The sequence below is a fragment of the Pseudomonas sp. GW821-FHT02A11 genome, assembly GCF_059421985.1.
The window spans coordinates 461379-476623 of the sequence record NZ_JBWKWB010000003.1 but is presented as its reverse complement, the minus strand read 5'-3'; the positions used below and the strand labels follow the sequence as shown (position 1 = coordinate 476623).

Here is a 15245-nt window from a genome sequence, read left to right as displayed (position 1 = left end):
CAAGCGTTCGATCAAGGACAGCCCCGCATCCTCCAAAGCGATCACCAGCCGTTCGATATAGGTTGAGCGCGCAGGGCTACCGGCCATGAAGATATCGTTGCTCAGATTCAAGGCGAGGCTCCCTCGTTCATCCAATCTTTCGATGATCGGTTCGAGTGTCTCCATGATGAATTTGACTATCTCTTTTTGGCATGGATTTCCATAGCGCCGTTCACGCTGCAAAGGGAACGGAGGCGAAGTCAGACAAACCATTATCGGAATGTTCAGACTGCTAAAAATGTCTCCACTTGATCCGAAAATCGCCACACCCAGGTCGGTGCTGAATGCAATGACCTTGACACCAGGCTTTGCCATGTTCAGATCTCGCTTCGCGTTCTCAGTAAGACGCCAAAAGCCGCGCTCTCCTGGTACCCGCTCAAGAATTCCTGCTCTTCGAAGATCCTGCTGTTTCCAGCGAATAGCCCGCCGCTCGAGGCTGTGGCGTTGTCCGGACTGTCCTACCGGCACACGCTGATCCAGCGCACCCTTTGGCAGGCCGGCCCGTTGTGCGACCAACCCGTACAAAGTGGCGTTGTCGATAGCTGCGTCTGGCCTAGCTTTGTAGACGGCTGCAATCTGTTCGATGCCGAATAGCTCACCTTGGCTCGGGGAAGGGGCTTTTGATTTGAACGACTTCATAAGAGCACCTGCTGTACGGTAGATGCAGGTAGTGTCAGCTGTTAGACGATGTGCCAGAACCGGCCTGTATCATCATTGATGGTGGCGGCACGAATTGAAGGTGCTTAGAGTGACGGCACAACCAGAGACATGAATATGAATCGCGAATACCTGACTGCCCTTTTCGATCCTATCCAGAATGCCGAGCTTGAATGTGACGGCTTTTCTCGGATCGTCGCCTCTACTTTGGTAGAAGCTGGCTACTCGCCCAACCTCATGGCCGGACACCTAACACTCAGAGGAAAGGCTGTGCACCCACACATATGGGTCGAAATTGATGGCTGGATCATCGACTATCAGGTACGGCGCTGGCTTGGGAATCATCCATGGATTCCTCACGGAGTGTTCAAAGCTTCCGAAACCGAAGCGGTCTATTCAGGCGAGCAAATCCGGGTAATTACAATTCCCGCTGGGCTGCGGGCTCTCATGCTTATGAGCACCGCAGACTTTCAGACTCAAGCTGCCATCTCGATCTGATTGCGCCCGCGCTCTTTGGCTGCGTACAAAGCTTGGTCCGCAGCTGCAATCATCTCGAAAGGTGAGATGAAGCTCCGGCCAGGAGCCCCAGCGCTGACTCCCAAGCTGATGGTCAGGCGCCCTATGGGTGATTGAGCATGAGGGAGATTTAGACTCTCCAATTCAAATCGTACCTTCTCCGCGATACGGCGCGCCGCAACGGCGTCCGCGCCGGGTAGAACCAGTGCCATTTCCTCACCGCCATACCTAGCCGCGAGATCAATGTTCTTACGTGTCACGGAGCGCATCACATCCGCCAAGGCAATAAGGGCTTTATCTCCCGCAGGATGGCCGTATGAGTCGTTAAACGCTTTGAAGTAATCAACATCCAGTAATACGAAGGCTAGGTTTTCTCCTGCGCCGGCGGCTTTATAGAACGCAGTTTCAAAGACCTGATCCATGCGCCGCCGATTCGCCAGCCCAGTAAGGGAGTCCTCCGCAGCCATTACCTCAAGCGCCCGATTTGCCTCTTCCAAAGACTCATGGGTGCGCTGAAGGCTCAATACGATACGAGCCTGGCCATTCAACGCGCGGATGATGGCTACGGCAAACCCTACCATGGCCAGAAACACCATGCCGGCGAACGCGTAGATCGCGTAGGACCGCTTGACCCAGGCCGCTAGCGCTGAGTCTTGCGAGACGGCTACTGCCACAAGAATCGGATAATCTGCGCTTGCGTTGAATCCATAAATTCGACGCACACCGTCAATCATGGCGTTCAATGTGATGCTTCCGCTGGAAACGCCATCGTTGACCATCTTGAGCATCGGACTCTTGGCAAGGTTGACCTCGAACGCCTTGGCCGAGACCTGGGATCGCGCCAGCACCGTACCATCCCGCTTCGCAAGGGTTATGACGCCTTCATCACCAAGTCGCAAGCCACTGTAGAGAGATACCAACCTTTGAACATTTAGCGTGGCCAGGGCCACCCCTTCAAATTCGTTGCGGGGCCCGGAAATGCGCATTGATAGCGTAATTATCCATTGGCCAGAAGTCTTGCTCTGAAGTGGCTTGCCGATGTACAGGTCAGGGTTCGCGTTATCACGGTGAAATTGGAAATACTCTCGATCGGAGTTATTCATGGCAGGGTCAAAAACACGGGTATTAACGAGATAGTGCCCTGCGGCATCAGAGATGTAGAAACCATCTACCTCGCCCAGCAATGGCAGCTGCGCGCGGGCAATTCGGTCCAGTTCTTTCAAACGCTCATCTGACTTTACGCCGCACTGCAGGTTGGTTACGAGCCCGGTCAGCACTGTATGGGCTTCTCGAATCGTGGAGTCAGCCTGCCCGTTCAATGCTTTGGCAAGGGTTTCCATCTCGAGGGTATGTTGACGGAGGGCCTCCGACCGATCCCAGCGAACGTGCCATTCGGTCAGCACTATGAGAGCAGTGCACACGAACAGGGTCATCACGACAACCATTCGCCTGGCCTGCTTGATCCGCGAGCTGCGTGCTCGACTCTCTGCTTTAAACATGAAACTCGACTTCTTGGAGCAATTGCTCGCGCTTGTTGATAATGAAAAGGGACGCTGGAACAGATTTGTCAGCGCCGATCCTCGAACAGCCCTGGAAGTAGGCTGACCATTGTACTAGCCGTCTTGCCATCGCTGTCGGGGCGATTGGGGAACCAGTAGCACCCGAGCCTTGCCCTGGTGATCGCTACGTGAGTGAGTCTCAGCGCTTCTCCTTTGAGGACTGTGTCGCCAGGGGTCAGATCCCCGCCTGAACTGAAACCCGCCAGCTTGAACAACTGATTTCGGTACCATGAGGAGATGCCAGCCGCCGGATCCCCAACGAGTACGACCACATCAGCCTCAAGTGCCTTGGCCTTGTGAAATGAGCGAACTCGAATTCCTTTTCCACCGGTTGACCGGTCCTGCCTTATCCGATCGCCAATCGCAGCATCGACCCACTCCTTGTCCGACTCCCCAACGATCAGCACGAGAATTTTCTGATTGGCCGCTGCTGCAACGTCACACAGCTGCTCAAGTTCGGATGGATGATCCCCCATTATCTTTACCGTACGGTCGGCACTTGCCGCACGTGTAACAGATTTGGGTGCTCGGGAGTGTCCCGAATTCAGATTTTGCACAATGTTGAATGCAGCGTCGATCAAGGACTGAGGCGACCGGAACGTTTCGCTGAGGGCGACTTTCGTCGCCGCAGTTTGGGTTTGAAAGTGATCATCAAACTCAGTCAAAAGCCGAGGCGAGGCACCATAGCTGCCGAAGGACCATTGATTTGAATCGCCGGCCACAACGAGAGAGGTTTGCCCTTCACCGATTCCGCGAGCAATGTCCCGTCGACGAATTTCTGTTAACAACGACTTAACCCACGCTGTCACGGGGACTGGTTGATCTTCGGAACCGTCAATGAGCAAGTGACGACATTGGTCCAGCACCGTATTTGGGACATGGCGGATAGCCGATTTCTTATCTCCGGCAAAGGCGGAAAAAAGCCGACCAAAAGGGATCACAGGCTTTGGTAGTGCGAGCAAATGACGCTCCAAAGCCTGCCAATAAACACTCAGCACCTCGAAGTAGGTGGAGTCGGAATCATCGGGCAAAAAATTCATTCTGCCTGGGAGACTTGAGATTTCGAGTCCCAGGGAGTCAAGGAGGGTTGCCGTGGAGTTGAATGAGTCGAGCAGTGCAACAGCTGCACTCTCCCCTTTCAGCGCATAGCTAAACGGCGGGGCTGAATTTGTTATCAGCCGTAGCGCTTCCCCCAGCACGGCAGCGTCCTGATAGGAGTCCAGGTGTAGAAGCCCATCCTGAAAATAGGCCTGCAGCAAGGTGCGCTTGATGGCAACCTCCTTGTACAGCTCTACCTTTGCACTTGGCCCGCGGGTTAGGGTTGGGCCTTCACTCCGATCGAAACCTAGAACAACATACAACCCCAGTTGGGGAATGAAGCCATGCGTACTGTAGGTACGACCGCGTAGCGTGAATGTCTTCCGGCCGGCAGTAATCCCAGCAATCGGCCAGGCCTTCGCAGATCTCCAGAGTCGCTCGACGACGTCACAGAGCTCAGTATCGTATTCACTGAGCTTCCACCCAAGAGGGGCTCGTTTGACGACCTCAGGAGAGTCCACTTCCAATGTCTGCAGGCGTAAGGATGCAGACCATAATGCCAAGTACATCTCGGCAAAACGCTTGTTAGTTCGGTAGAGCAGGTTCAAACACTTGGTCATCTCCTCACGCTGTTGAGCAGTGAGACCGGCTTCGTAGGGCCGTCCATCCGCAAGCGAGCTGATATCGCCCTGAGATAGCCCGTAGACCTCAAACGGTATTACCGATGAGAGATCCGGAAGTGAACGCACATGCGAGAGCAAGCTCGATCGCGGTGTTTTAACAACTGCAAGGCAATCCTCAATCGGCAGATCAAGACTGAAACGTTTGAACAGCTCCTGCATTTCAACCGCAAGCTCCAGCCTCGCCTCTTTGCTGAACGTCAGGATTTGAATTTGGTTAAGAGGAACCTGGCAAAACTGATTTAGGAATAGTGCTCTGAACAACAAAGTGCGAGTCTTCCCGGTGCCGGCTGCACCAGTCATCAACGAGGACTGAGTGGTCGACAGGATAATTTTCCACTGCTCCCCGGTAGGCTGCTCTCGCTGGTTGAGATTTCTAGAGCACGCATCACGCATGGCCGAACGTGCTTCCGCCGGCAACTGAATGCGTTCACCGCCAAATACACTGGTGTCTTTACGTGTGCTCTGTTGATCCGTCTCGATGTAGCCAAGCGTCAGCTTCACAACTACAGGATCTGCGATCTTTAGTTCGGACGACTGCGTAGCTTTTGCAATCCCCGCCCGCATGCCTGCCTCCCAGGACGGATGATGGCGTGCGCTCAAACAATCCAAGCCATAGCCCAAAGCCTGTGCTGCAAGCCGCTGGGGGATTGGTAGATCATCCAAATCAAAGAGGTCCTGAGCCTGAGTCACTGTTATCCCATCCTGTCGGAGCACATATGGGATGCAATACTGTCGTCGGACGTTGCACAAAGCTATCCAAAACCCCACATCGGAATTCTGAGCCATCATTACATCCGAATTCTGAGCCATCATTTTGGATAGCTCATACAAGAATTTATGGATATTGTCCCGTCACTCTCCGTGGTTAGCCATGGATCAATACAAGACGGAGCAACCAATGACACAACCCGGCCACAACGGGTCTCACTCGAGCGCCTGCGTAAAGGAGCTTTTCAAAGAGTCGGGTATCACTCAAAGGTTTGAGCGGGGGGCAACCATTATTCGGTTCGATTCCGAAGAGCCTAGAGTCTTTCTGCTGGACAAAGGAACAGCGGCACTGCAGGTCTCAGATCAGAATCATGTGAACGAGCTGAACGTGACTCACCTCATCCCTGGCGATGTCTTTGGCAGCATTGAAACCGAACCCAACTCCCAGATCGAAATGTATGTCGTTGCAAAAACTGACTGCACTGCTTACGTCCTGACTGCAAACCAACTGTCCTTGGCTATTGAGGACAATCCGGTGGCGATGTTTGCCATTTGTCGAGAACTGACACGAACTGGTCTTAGGTCAGCCCGCAAGGTAGGCCATTTCGCATTCTTCGATGTCCGTGGCCGGGTATCGAGCGCCCTGGTAGAACTCTGCGGCCTGCCTGATGCTAAGTCCCACCCGCAAGGCTATTTACTCAAGAACACTCGAGTAGAAATCGCGGCGATGGTGGGATGCACTAGAGAGATGGTTGGAAAGGTCATGAAAGAACTCTCCGATGATGGGTTGATTAGCATTCAAGGTCGTCAGACGCTGGTTCATACCAGCGCCAGCATTTGAGATAGAGAGGTCCCCTCCTCGCGGGTGAATTGAGAGGCCTATTTTTGGAGCAGCTCGATCGCGATTGAAGCCTATGTGACGGGAATGTTCTGGAATAAACATCCAACAATCAGCTGGTGCCCGAGCTTCAGTTGACTCTTCATATCCTCCAATGGGGTTTGAACGTCTGGCACAAACAGCATGGGTTCAGGCAGTGCATCCAGAACGCTGACCGCGGAATAAGGGAGTCCAGCGAAAGATGCTGACCCCCAATGGAAGCCTGACCACTCAGCGGGGCAATCTTTTGTATCGAACAGCCCGCTGTACCTAACCCAATACCAACCTGGGCTGAGCCGGCCGGCCAGCCCGTCGTGATAAGCAATCGAAGCGCGCTGAAGGAATGATCGAAGCTCAGTGAAAACCGTCTCACTAGGCGAGGCTTCCCTTGAAAAAGATTCCGCATGCGAAAACTTTTCAACAGCAGCCACGATCGCTAAGCCTCTGTTTCCTCCTGACCTGAGGGAGACAGTAAACCTCCCCATCGAAAACTCACAGAGGACCGTGCTGCCTTCTCCTTCAGCCAAATCACTCACCGGCAATTACCAGCCTTGTGGTAGCCATTCGCAACTGCCTCTTCTTCATTGGAGAAGATGACGATATTTTGTGGGGCGATTTTGTCGTACGAAGGGCACCCCGCCGATAGATGAAAGACGTGGGAGTTTCGATTGCCATGTATGGGCGCACCACTGAGGGCTGCTGTGGAGATGGGCTTTTGAGGCGCGGAGAACACGCTGTCGTTCTGAGCGGGCCCGGCGGCGACCGGCTTTACCTGCTGGCTCTGGCCTTGCGGGTAAGCCATCTGCACACTTGAGGCAAGCTGTACTCGGCCGAGCTGGAAGAAAACTGGGGCATGATCACTGACCGCTTGCCGGGCTTTTTCATGCCCAATTCCCAACATCACTGGGTAATTGACGATACCGACACCTGAGATCATCGAGCGAGCGCTGGAGTTTACCCAGACATTGTCATATAGATTGGCGAATCGGCCATCGCGGTTTGAAAGCGTGCTAGCGCCATCTGTGACCATCGGAACGGCATGGGTTCGTAGCGATGCAAAAGCCTCATCGCTGGGCTGCATGTTGAAATCACCCATCAACATTATCGGTTCCCCTGGGTAGACCTGTTCCAACCAGGTCCAGTAATTTCCCAATTCCTGCAGCTCGGGGGTCCGATCCGCAGCGCTCTGCCCATACACGATGTGGACAGTACCTAGTACGAATGTTTTGCCATCAGTGACTGATTTGAAGCGGGCACTATATGGCTCCCGCATGAAAATTCGTTTCTTGTCTAAGTAACTCACTGCGCCGTCTTCATATTTGACGGCCGAGTCACGAGAGAGAAAACAATATTGCTCCTTGTAGGCCCGGCTACCCGTGGGACTAGAGCAGAGGCTACTCCAAGATTCGCGGGTACGTTTTTCCAGCGCGGCCTTGAAGGACTGAATTCCTTCGTCGTTCATGACCTCTTGAACCGCCAATACGTCAATGCTGGCAGCAACTGCAGCGAGCGAGTCGTAGTTTTTGGAATCTCCGTTGCCAAGGCGCATTGTGTTCCATGTACCAACCCGAGCCTGGGCGGCGACTGCCACACTAGAGATGGCGGTGGCCATCACCAGGAATACTGACAGAGCTAATTTCCGTTTCACGCTTCATCTCCATCTAATCTGGGTAATTGTGATGTTGTTTCTGGCTCGATGACCTTAATGGACCGGGCTGCGAAGCTGAACCTATCTGATATTTGGATTCAGATAAGCCCCTTGGGATGCTCCATGCCCGGTCTGAAGATCTAAGTCTTTGTCGTATGCAGATATGCGCTCTATCAGCGTCTGGGTAGCACTCTCTGCAATCACCTTGGCCCTGGAGCAAGGAACATCAGTGTGGGTGCCATTGATCTTTCCAAGTAGGGTCGTTGCGGCCCGATATGCGTTCTGGGAATGCAGTGCCTCATGAGCTGCGAGGCTATTGTAGAACCGTCTCCACTCCCGTCCGACTCCGGAGGATGCCGGCTCACCAACGAGGATTGGAAGATGCACACGAATGGTGAGGTACACATTGCCGTTATCAAGAAGACATCCCTGCTGCGCTGGGATCAAATCGTAGGTTGCTGAAAGGCTCCACACAGTGACGCCCGCGTAATATGAGTCACCATTCCTGCTGGGCGCATTAGCTGCTATCGATCTCTGAATCTCGGCAATCGTTTCACCCTCGACTTGATAGGTTTCTAGCCGAGAATCGACAATGGGGGCGTTCGAGCTGTTTGCAACCAATGGCGCGAAGGAGGCGATCGCTCCAATGACAATCCGGGCAAATGCTCCTGGCAGAATGGGATTACACAGCATCGTTAACCAGTCGGCGATCAAGTTTTTTCTGGTAAGCAGCAATCTCCCTGATCTCCCGCTTCACCAGCGAACGCTTTCCAATGCCCTGCTCAAGCATGTATTCCGCAACCTGTGCTGCTAAAGCAGACGCCTCGGAGTGTCCGTAGCTCCAAGCCTGGCGCAGGTACTCCAGCGCTTCCTGAAGGTGCCCAGCTTTGGCAGATAGCTCACCCAATTCATAATTCGCTTCTGAGTCTTTCAGTGCGGCTGATTGCTCCAGGAACTTAAGCCCCTCCACCTCTTTGTTGGTGGTGCAAAGGAGCTTGCCCAAATCAGTCACTGCAACCGGGTATTCATACTTGGAGGCAATTCTGAGATAAGCCTCCGCACCAGCTTGGTCACCCGCATCAAGGCAAGAATAGGCAAGGTTGTATGCGCTCATAGGATGACGGTCACCAACGAGCTCGTACCACTCCTTGGATTTAGCCGCACTCCCCTCTGCCTTTGATTTCTCAAAGCATCGCGCAAGGGCGACCCCAGCTGCCATGACACCCTCGGAAAAACCTTGCTCTAACGTGTCGATGGCTTCCTTCCGTCGGGCGTCCTCTTTCGGCAAATCAACGAGAAAAGCCAATTTGACCGTAGAGGCCCAAAGCAGAAGTTCCCGCTTGTCCGCAGGCATGGCATTCAGCATCGTCGACCACAGATGGCCAACTATTCGCAGTTCTTTTGAATCTTCTTCATGCTGAAACACATGGCCCGTTTGCGGATCGACCGCGAGATTGCCCAGCAGGCCGACAGGGATAATCTTGTTGAATGCCACGCCGTTAACCCGCTGACCCAAACTCCAAGAACTGTGCAGAGCCCCTTCCGCACAGACTAATCGCATCGCGGTCCGAACCGTCGCAATATCCACCGCCGGGATGTTCGGCTCGATCGGTTCGAGCTTAGCCAGAATCGCTGCCCACCCCCCCTCCAACCCTAAGTCAGCAGTGGCTATACCGAATTTGTTGATTGACGCAGCCCCACGGGTGATTGAGCCTCCCAATGGGGTCAGCTGCCAGGCCTTATCGTGGATAAGGTAATTCTGTGCGTACAGGTCCAATTCATTGAAGGATGCAGTGTAGGTCGGGACATTACGCTCGCCCACCATGGCAAGCGCAGTACTCATATTCAGCGCCTCATCTTCATCAAGGGTCTCTGTAGCGGGATGCACCCAGATCACTAAATCGACTTGGCCCTCCCCAGCTATCGCGGCCGGGTGGGAGAGCACAGCGCACGCCGGCAGATCCATTGCCTCGGCAAGCTTGGCGAAATCGGAATTTGCTTCCTCGTCTGCGGTCAGGATTACTTCGACGCGACCAGGGTTCCCTAAGAAATCTCCCGCTAGGCTAGCCCATCGCGATTTATCAAATCTGATGAGAGGATCTGTTCCAAGAAGCAAGACTCGAATGATGCGTTCGTTTAGGGATAAGCCCGAATCTCGTACCACTCTAGCGACCAAAGCGGCAGGCGCGACCACGGAGGCAGCGTTATCGACCTGGAGCTTTATACCGATGTCAGTTTGCTTTTCCTTGAGGATCGCTCGGACATGACGCAACCAGGCCTCTGTAAGAGCACCAAGGTTTTTTGCAGTATCAAAGGCGGATGCGAGCGACAAAATTTGGATACCCCGTTTTGGTTATGGGTCTGAGTTTACTCGGGCCATAATCAATCCCAAATTCAAAACCGGTAGTCGAAATTCTTCTACCCGTTAAAGTAATACTCCAGATCCCGGAGCGGACAAGCGAATGTCACTTCATCTCAGCGCCAGCAGCGAAGCAATAGCGATGATCCAACGCCTCCAGCATGAGCTGGAAATCCTGCTTGAGGTGCTGCGCGCCTCCAGAGGTCATGTGCGTGTTGATGCTATGTTCGCGATGGGATTCCGCCCCGAGGACGCGGTGCACAAGGATCCGATTGAAGTCAGGGTTCTAGAAGGTGATGAAGCCATTGATGCAGCTTTTGAGGCTCTAACCGAGACTTGGGCGAAGGAAGGTCAGCATCCGAGGGAGACCTTGAGAGTCCCGGGGGTCATCGCGCTGCCTAAGCTGGCGATTGAGAAGATTTTGGAGACGAACGCGATTCGCTCCGAGCTCAATGCCGTCATTAGCACTATTGAACAGACCAACGACCGAAGACTTGTTTGGGCCAAATTCAAAGGTGAAGACAAGGGCATTGCGTCAAAGCAAGTCCTGAGACTGACAAACGTGCTTAGCGCTCCACGGCGAATCAATTTTTATTGGGACGATACAGGGTCTTCGGGGACCCGGCATATGGTTAGTGAGCTGCTCGATACGTGGGAGAAGCTGCTGAACGAACACCACCAAACACGCCCCACAATGGAAAGCGCACCGGAAGGATCGGTTGAGCGAAAGCTCCTGGTTGCTATCGAATTGCTGGGGAAACTCGAACCAACTGAGCATGTTGCGATCAGCCGAATTGTTCAGCCACACGTTCGCGCACGAGTGCGAAACGGTGACTCAAAGATCAAGCCAATCATTTGCTCGGTTCCATTCGTATACGACATCGACGCGTGGCGGGTGCCTCCACAAATCAAGCCGCTACCCAGCTTTGTCCCAAGTGATTCGGCCCGCAAACAGACCGGGATCGTCCTGCTTGAAGATGCCCCGTATATTGAATCAATGGACCTGTATCGGTACGAAGAAAAGCACAGAAAATTTGGCCCGTTAAAAGACGACCCTGATGCCCAGACGCGCAAACGCGCCAGAAAGAAATAAGGCGAACCATTGAAAATTCAGACCACCGAACAAAGCACCACTTTGCGCCTCGCCGGCCTGACCCAGGATCTGCGTTCTTCGGACGAGCGCAGCCGAGCCAATGCATATCGGGACATGCTCGAGCTGGCAGAAAATGGAGATGGGAAGGCCATGTTCCAGGTCGCTCGATGCCTCAATCAAGGCATTGGTGTTGATGCTGATTCCACCAGGGCAGACCACTGGCTTCGTCTTGCCTGCGTTGCAAAGCCAGCATCCAACGATGCGTTGTTCACCTATGGCATGTCGCACGTACTCAAGCAGCGCCAAGGCGCGGATACTGCAAAAGGTATCCAGTTTCTGGAGCGAGCGGCATCTGCTGGTTATGTAAAAGCAACTCTTGAGTTGGTGAAAATCGTTGAGCACGGAATTACCGATATCAAACCTGATCTGCGCCGGGCTTACCGGCTTCTGGCCAACTCGCTGACTGAAGAGTCTGACCAGTCGCTTTACTCCGCATATGTAGGCTTTGTTGAACGTCATCAGCCAATCACCAATCTGCTGGACTCCTAAGCATGTACAAAGAACAGTGGCAGCGCCTTGTCGATCAGAAAGCACTGGGGATCAGCGCTGATGAAGCGAATGCCATCGTGGCGCGCGCATACGGCTACTCCAAGCTGAATCTGAACACCGATCAACTGGTGGAGCCCATCAATGGTCTGCAGGTGATCAAGTCACCAGAGGAGATCAAGGCCATCCCAGATCGCAGCCTTCAGATGATGGAGTTTCTTCGGATGGCCATGAATATGGATCCTTTGCAGCACTCGCTCCTGGACATACGAAAAGGGCATCCGCAAGGCACTTTGATCGCGACGATGTGGGGCTTCTCCAGCTTTGACGCGCTGAAAAATTATGCCAGGCAGGACAAGATCGATCCGACCTCCCAGAGCGCGGAGGAGATGGCACGCTTCAAAGCGCGAACGGGTTTCATCCCTCCGTCTCAGTACCTGCTCGGCCGGGACTATTCGGGCAACACCCTAATCATCCATAACGAGCCTCAACAGATTTCTCAGTGGATCGATCAGGAAATCTGCCTGAACCGGCTGGATGATCTTCAGGTTGCAGTGGTTCGGGCCAATCCGGAAGGTGATGACTACCTAAACCGATACAGCAGGGGCCATAGCGTTTTTCGAAAGGCACTGAGCGAGGATCACAGTTCATACATTCTTGGAGAACGTCAGAAGAACCCAGGCCACCACCTGGCAGTATCTATTGTGCCAGACCGCCTATACACGCTTGAGGAGTTGGTCGCAGCTCATTACTCAGCACTGAGTGATAGCGGTACCCGGGGACGAACTCTTATCATCGATCGGGTCCCACTGGCACGGGATGAAGAGTCGCTAAGCGCTGGCATGAAGCTCGCGAAGTCCGCAAACATCAACGTGGTCGTAACGATTGCTCATCCCGATCCTGGCCTATGGGATAAATTTGAGTCGCGCGCGATTTTTGGCTTCGAGCGGACCATGACTGTAACCGGAAACAAGCAGATGGATGAGTCGCTGGCAGCTTCCTCGCCATTCGTGGGTAAGAAGAACAACAACCTCCAGCTGGCTTATCACTCCAACTCCACGGGTGTCATCTACAGCATCGTGCAACTCGTACCGGAGACCCAACCTCAAGGCGCGACTCTCTTCAAACGGATCTTCGGTAAGCCAGCCCTGGGCTAACCTTCAAACCATTCAACATCCGTTCAGCACCGTAAGGGCAACATTCTGTTTCAAAATCTCTACGGTGCTGACATTACCTATCCACATTCCCCCGCTATATTGCACGACCAAAATGCGACGGCTCAGACGCTATCGAATATCCGATGACATTGATTTTGCGAGATTTTTTGGATCCAGCGGAACCGATCTGCGGATGAGCAGTCTGATAACCGTGAGATAGAGCACTGCGTGCTTGGAGAGATCCGTTTTTGACTAGGACAGCGTTGGAATTCTTTGTCAATTCAGAGAATTTTAATTGACTTAACCTTCCCAAGACACGCTGGTTACTACAGAATGTGCGCAATGGGGTTCACCCCCCGCCGGTTTCACACGGCAAGCTTTTGAGGAAAGCATAGGCTTTAGACCTCCTAACTCCTAAGTCACCCCCTTCTACATCCAAATGCCTATGGGTGCCGCTGCTCTTCCTCGACTTATTCAAGGCCCGTCCATGAGAATGGATGGGCCTTGTCACATCAGGGCATTTTTCGTTGGTGCATCCTAACCGCGCGCTTCTGCAAACGATGACGCCAACCCATGCAGAAACGCATGCTCCTTTGAGTCGGGTTTCTGCTCGAGCAGTGAGATCCCCAATTGAAACTTACCACTGCGGTGATCCGTCCCACAGTTGACAACCTTGCCCTCGAAATTGAGCTCGGTGCCGTTCCTCTGGGTCAGCTTCATTGAAATCGGATCGCCAATACCCTTCTTCTTGTCAGTGAGGATCAACGCACCTGCGATCGATAGATCTCTCACCCTGCAGTCGGCCCAACCCAGCAGCCCCATTACGAGACCTTTGCTCTTGATCTTCTGAGAGGCTAGCGCCCCTTCAGGGATCACATACCGCGTGTGTCGCCGGCTGGATGCATTCATCCTACGTCGTTCCTATAGCTGATTATGCGGATCTGAATTGCGGAATAGCGTGTCAGAATTCCGAGACCCCCTTTTGGGTGGATTCCAGCAGGGAACTGAATAGTATCTTCAGACTTCCTGAACCACTAACCAAAACGGCTCGATGAAATTCATCACTGCTCATCCCTCTTTTCTATCCCGAAGCGCGGCGTTGCTCGATGCACGCATCCATTGGAAGCTGCAGGTGCCCCTGTTCTTTCTTCTGTACCTGGCTGCATGCCTCACCATTACGTACTCAAACCCTGATGGAGAGAAGATCACTCTCTTGAAGATCCTTGAGGACATGGGCGTCTATGTCCTTTTCCTTGGCCTGTGGTCCGGAGTTTTTGCTCATTTCCGTCGAGAGATGACGTTGGGGTGGTTGATCACCATCGCAGCCTTTTCCCTTTTTCAAGAGGAGGCTAATTTCCTGAACCTTGGTTACCAGGGCATCTGTTGGGCTATCGGGCACACAATGACACCGGCCGAGCGCCAGCGAGGTGATGTTTTTACCTTGGCCATAGTTTTTACAACCCTCGTAGGGCGCTTCGCTCTCCAGCGTGGGTTCCGAAGCTTCATGAGGATTCACATCACCTTCTTTCTAATCGCCTACACCGCTTTTCTGTGCTGCATCCACTACCTCTTCGCCTACTACATTCAGGGAGAACTGCTCTCCCAGCGAATGCTCTACCAAGAGGAGCTGACGGCGACGTACCCCGGTAGATTCAAGTACGAATGTGAGCGCTTACCCATCAAGTGTTATGAGTGGGTTGGCAATGAAATCCCCAGTGAGGTTTTGGCAGCACCATCAGCTAAAAATGTGATTGAATCCATCGAGGATTCGCGAATGAGCACAACAGGTTGGCTGGAGGTCTTCCCAGCTTCGACAGACAGCGAAGGCGCGGTGCTCCGAGGTGTGTCGGCCAGCCAGAAAGTGATTATCACGGTCTACAAGAATGAATCGCTGCATCGAGCTGTCTTCGATGAAAACTACCCCACTCATTCGTTGAGGGTGGCAAAAGTAGGCCTTCTATCCTTTTCATCAACGTTTATTTTGGTTTGGTTTTTTGGCGGAATGTATCTTGTGTTTATGCACCAGGTGCGCAGACATCGAGCCGTCGCTGGCGGAGTGAAAAAGTGATTCGTGAATTTAAGCGTTGGAAGCAAAAGGTAATCAGTGAAGCCGTGACCTCTCACCAAGCCTCCCTGCCCGGCGTGGCTGAGTTGAATGATCCCCAGCTTCAGGCGCTGTACGACAAAGTTCTAGGGGTCCTAACTGGACCTCGCACCATTCGCCTACGCCGTGACCCTGGGCTGCTCGACGCGCTTCGCCTGCGAAAAGCACAGAGGTCGTTCGCGCGCGCGCTCCATCATTCGAAAAAATTTGCAGATATGAGCAAATAAAATCAGGGTAAATCGCTAAAAAGGGGCTGTCTCT

General features: G+C 53.3%; 13 protein-coding genes and 1 pseudogene. 7 read left to right on the top strand and 7 right to left on the bottom strand.

Annotated features, from left to right (window positions below; all coding sequences use genetic code 11):
- A pseudogene (locus AC07V9_RS07540) lies at window positions 1–678 on the bottom strand (site-specific DNA-methyltransferase); the annotation flags it as partial.
- 135 nt (window positions 679–813) lie between these two features.
- On the opposite strand from AC07V9_RS07540, the gene AC07V9_RS07535 reads away from it, so the two are divergent.
- Complete coding sequence (locus AC07V9_RS07535; protein ID WP_495015103.1) at window positions 814–1194, top strand: hypothetical protein; 381 nt, start codon at window positions 814–816, stop codon at window positions 1192–1194.
- Here the strand turns inward: AC07V9_RS07535 and AC07V9_RS07530 are convergent.
- The gene (locus tag AC07V9_RS07530) at window positions 1173–2711 is read right to left on the bottom strand and encodes a sensor domain-containing diguanylate cyclase (RefSeq protein ID WP_495015102.1); all 1539 of its coding nucleotides are present in this window, start codon (window positions 2709–2711) and stop codon (window positions 1173–1175) included. The genes AC07V9_RS07535 and AC07V9_RS07530 overlap by 22 nt on opposite strands.
- A 68-nt stretch (window positions 2712–2779) precedes the next feature.
- On the bottom strand, window positions 2780–5182 hold the full coding sequence (locus AC07V9_RS07525; protein ID WP_495015101.1) for a UvrD-helicase domain-containing protein: 2403 nt from the start codon (window positions 5180–5182) through the stop codon (window positions 2780–2782).
- Window positions 5183–5390: 208 nt separating this feature from the next.
- Here AC07V9_RS07525 and AC07V9_RS07520 point away from each other — a divergent pair, with 208 nt between their 5' ends.
- Complete coding sequence (locus AC07V9_RS07520) at window positions 5391–6041, top strand: helix-turn-helix domain-containing protein (protein ID WP_495015100.1); 651 nt, start codon at window positions 5391–5393, stop codon at window positions 6039–6041.
- A gap of 568 nt (window positions 6042–6609) precedes the next feature.
- Here the strand turns inward: AC07V9_RS07520 and AC07V9_RS07515 are convergent.
- The 3 genes from AC07V9_RS07515 to AC07V9_RS07505 all read right to left on the bottom strand — a co-directional run bounded on the left by AC07V9_RS07515 (window position 6610) and on the right by AC07V9_RS07505 (window position 10057).
- The gene (locus AC07V9_RS07515) at window positions 6610–7725 is read right to left on the bottom strand and encodes an endonuclease/exonuclease/phosphatase family protein (RefSeq protein ID WP_495015099.1); all 1116 of its coding nucleotides are present in this window, start codon (window positions 7723–7725) and stop codon (window positions 6610–6612) included.
- An 81-nt stretch (window positions 7726–7806) separates the two neighbouring features.
- Window positions 7807–8439 carry a DUF922 domain-containing protein gene (locus AC07V9_RS07510; RefSeq protein WP_495015098.1) on the bottom strand — a complete coding sequence of 211 codons (633 nt, stop codon included), beginning with the start codon at window positions 8437–8439 and terminating at the stop codon, window positions 7807–7809.
- Complete coding sequence (locus AC07V9_RS07505; RefSeq protein WP_495015097.1) at window positions 8408–10057, bottom strand: hypothetical protein; 1650 nt, start codon at window positions 10055–10057, stop codon at window positions 8408–8410. The genes AC07V9_RS07510 and AC07V9_RS07505 overlap by 32 nt, the downstream gene beginning before the upstream one ends.
- 130 nt (window positions 10058–10187) lie before the next feature.
- Here AC07V9_RS07505 and AC07V9_RS07500 point away from each other — a divergent pair, with 130 nt between their 5' ends.
- The 3 genes from AC07V9_RS07500 to AC07V9_RS07490 are packed head-to-tail and all read left to right on the top strand — an operon-like array spanning window position 10188 to window position 12880.
- Window positions 10188–11177 carry a DNA replication terminus site-binding protein gene (locus AC07V9_RS07500; RefSeq protein ID WP_495015096.1) on the top strand — a complete coding sequence of 330 codons (990 nt, stop codon included), beginning with the start codon at window positions 10188–10190 and terminating at the stop codon, window positions 11175–11177.
- Between the two features lie 9 nt (window positions 11178–11186).
- Window positions 11187–11726 carry a tetratricopeptide repeat protein gene (locus AC07V9_RS07495; RefSeq protein WP_495015095.1) on the top strand — a complete coding sequence of 180 codons (540 nt, stop codon included), beginning with the start codon at window positions 11187–11189 and terminating at the stop codon, window positions 11724–11726.
- Window positions 11727–11728: 2 nt separating this feature from the next.
- On the top strand, window positions 11729–12880 hold the full coding sequence (locus tag AC07V9_RS07490) for a hypothetical protein (protein WP_495015094.1): 1152 nt from the start codon (window positions 11729–11731) through the stop codon (window positions 12878–12880).
- A 537-nt stretch (window positions 12881–13417) separates the two neighbouring features.
- Here the strand turns inward: AC07V9_RS07490 and AC07V9_RS07485 are convergent.
- Window positions 13418–13789, bottom strand: a complete 372-nt coding sequence (locus AC07V9_RS07485) for a PilZ domain-containing protein (protein ID WP_495015093.1) — start codon at window positions 13787–13789, stop codon at window positions 13418–13420.
- A gap of 142 nt (window positions 13790–13931) precedes the next feature.
- Here AC07V9_RS07485 and AC07V9_RS07480 point away from each other — a divergent pair, with 142 nt between their 5' ends.
- Entirely contained in the window at window positions 13932–14948 is a 1017-nt protein-coding gene (locus AC07V9_RS07480) for a hypothetical protein (RefSeq protein WP_495015092.1), read from the top strand.
- Window positions 14945–15211, top strand: coding sequence for a hypothetical protein (locus AC07V9_RS07475; protein ID WP_495015091.1), 267 nt, complete (start codon window positions 14945–14947; stop codon window positions 15209–15211). Before AC07V9_RS07480 ends, AC07V9_RS07475 begins: the two co-directional genes overlap by 4 nt.
- The last annotated feature ends 34 nt before the right edge of the window (window positions 15212–15245 follow it).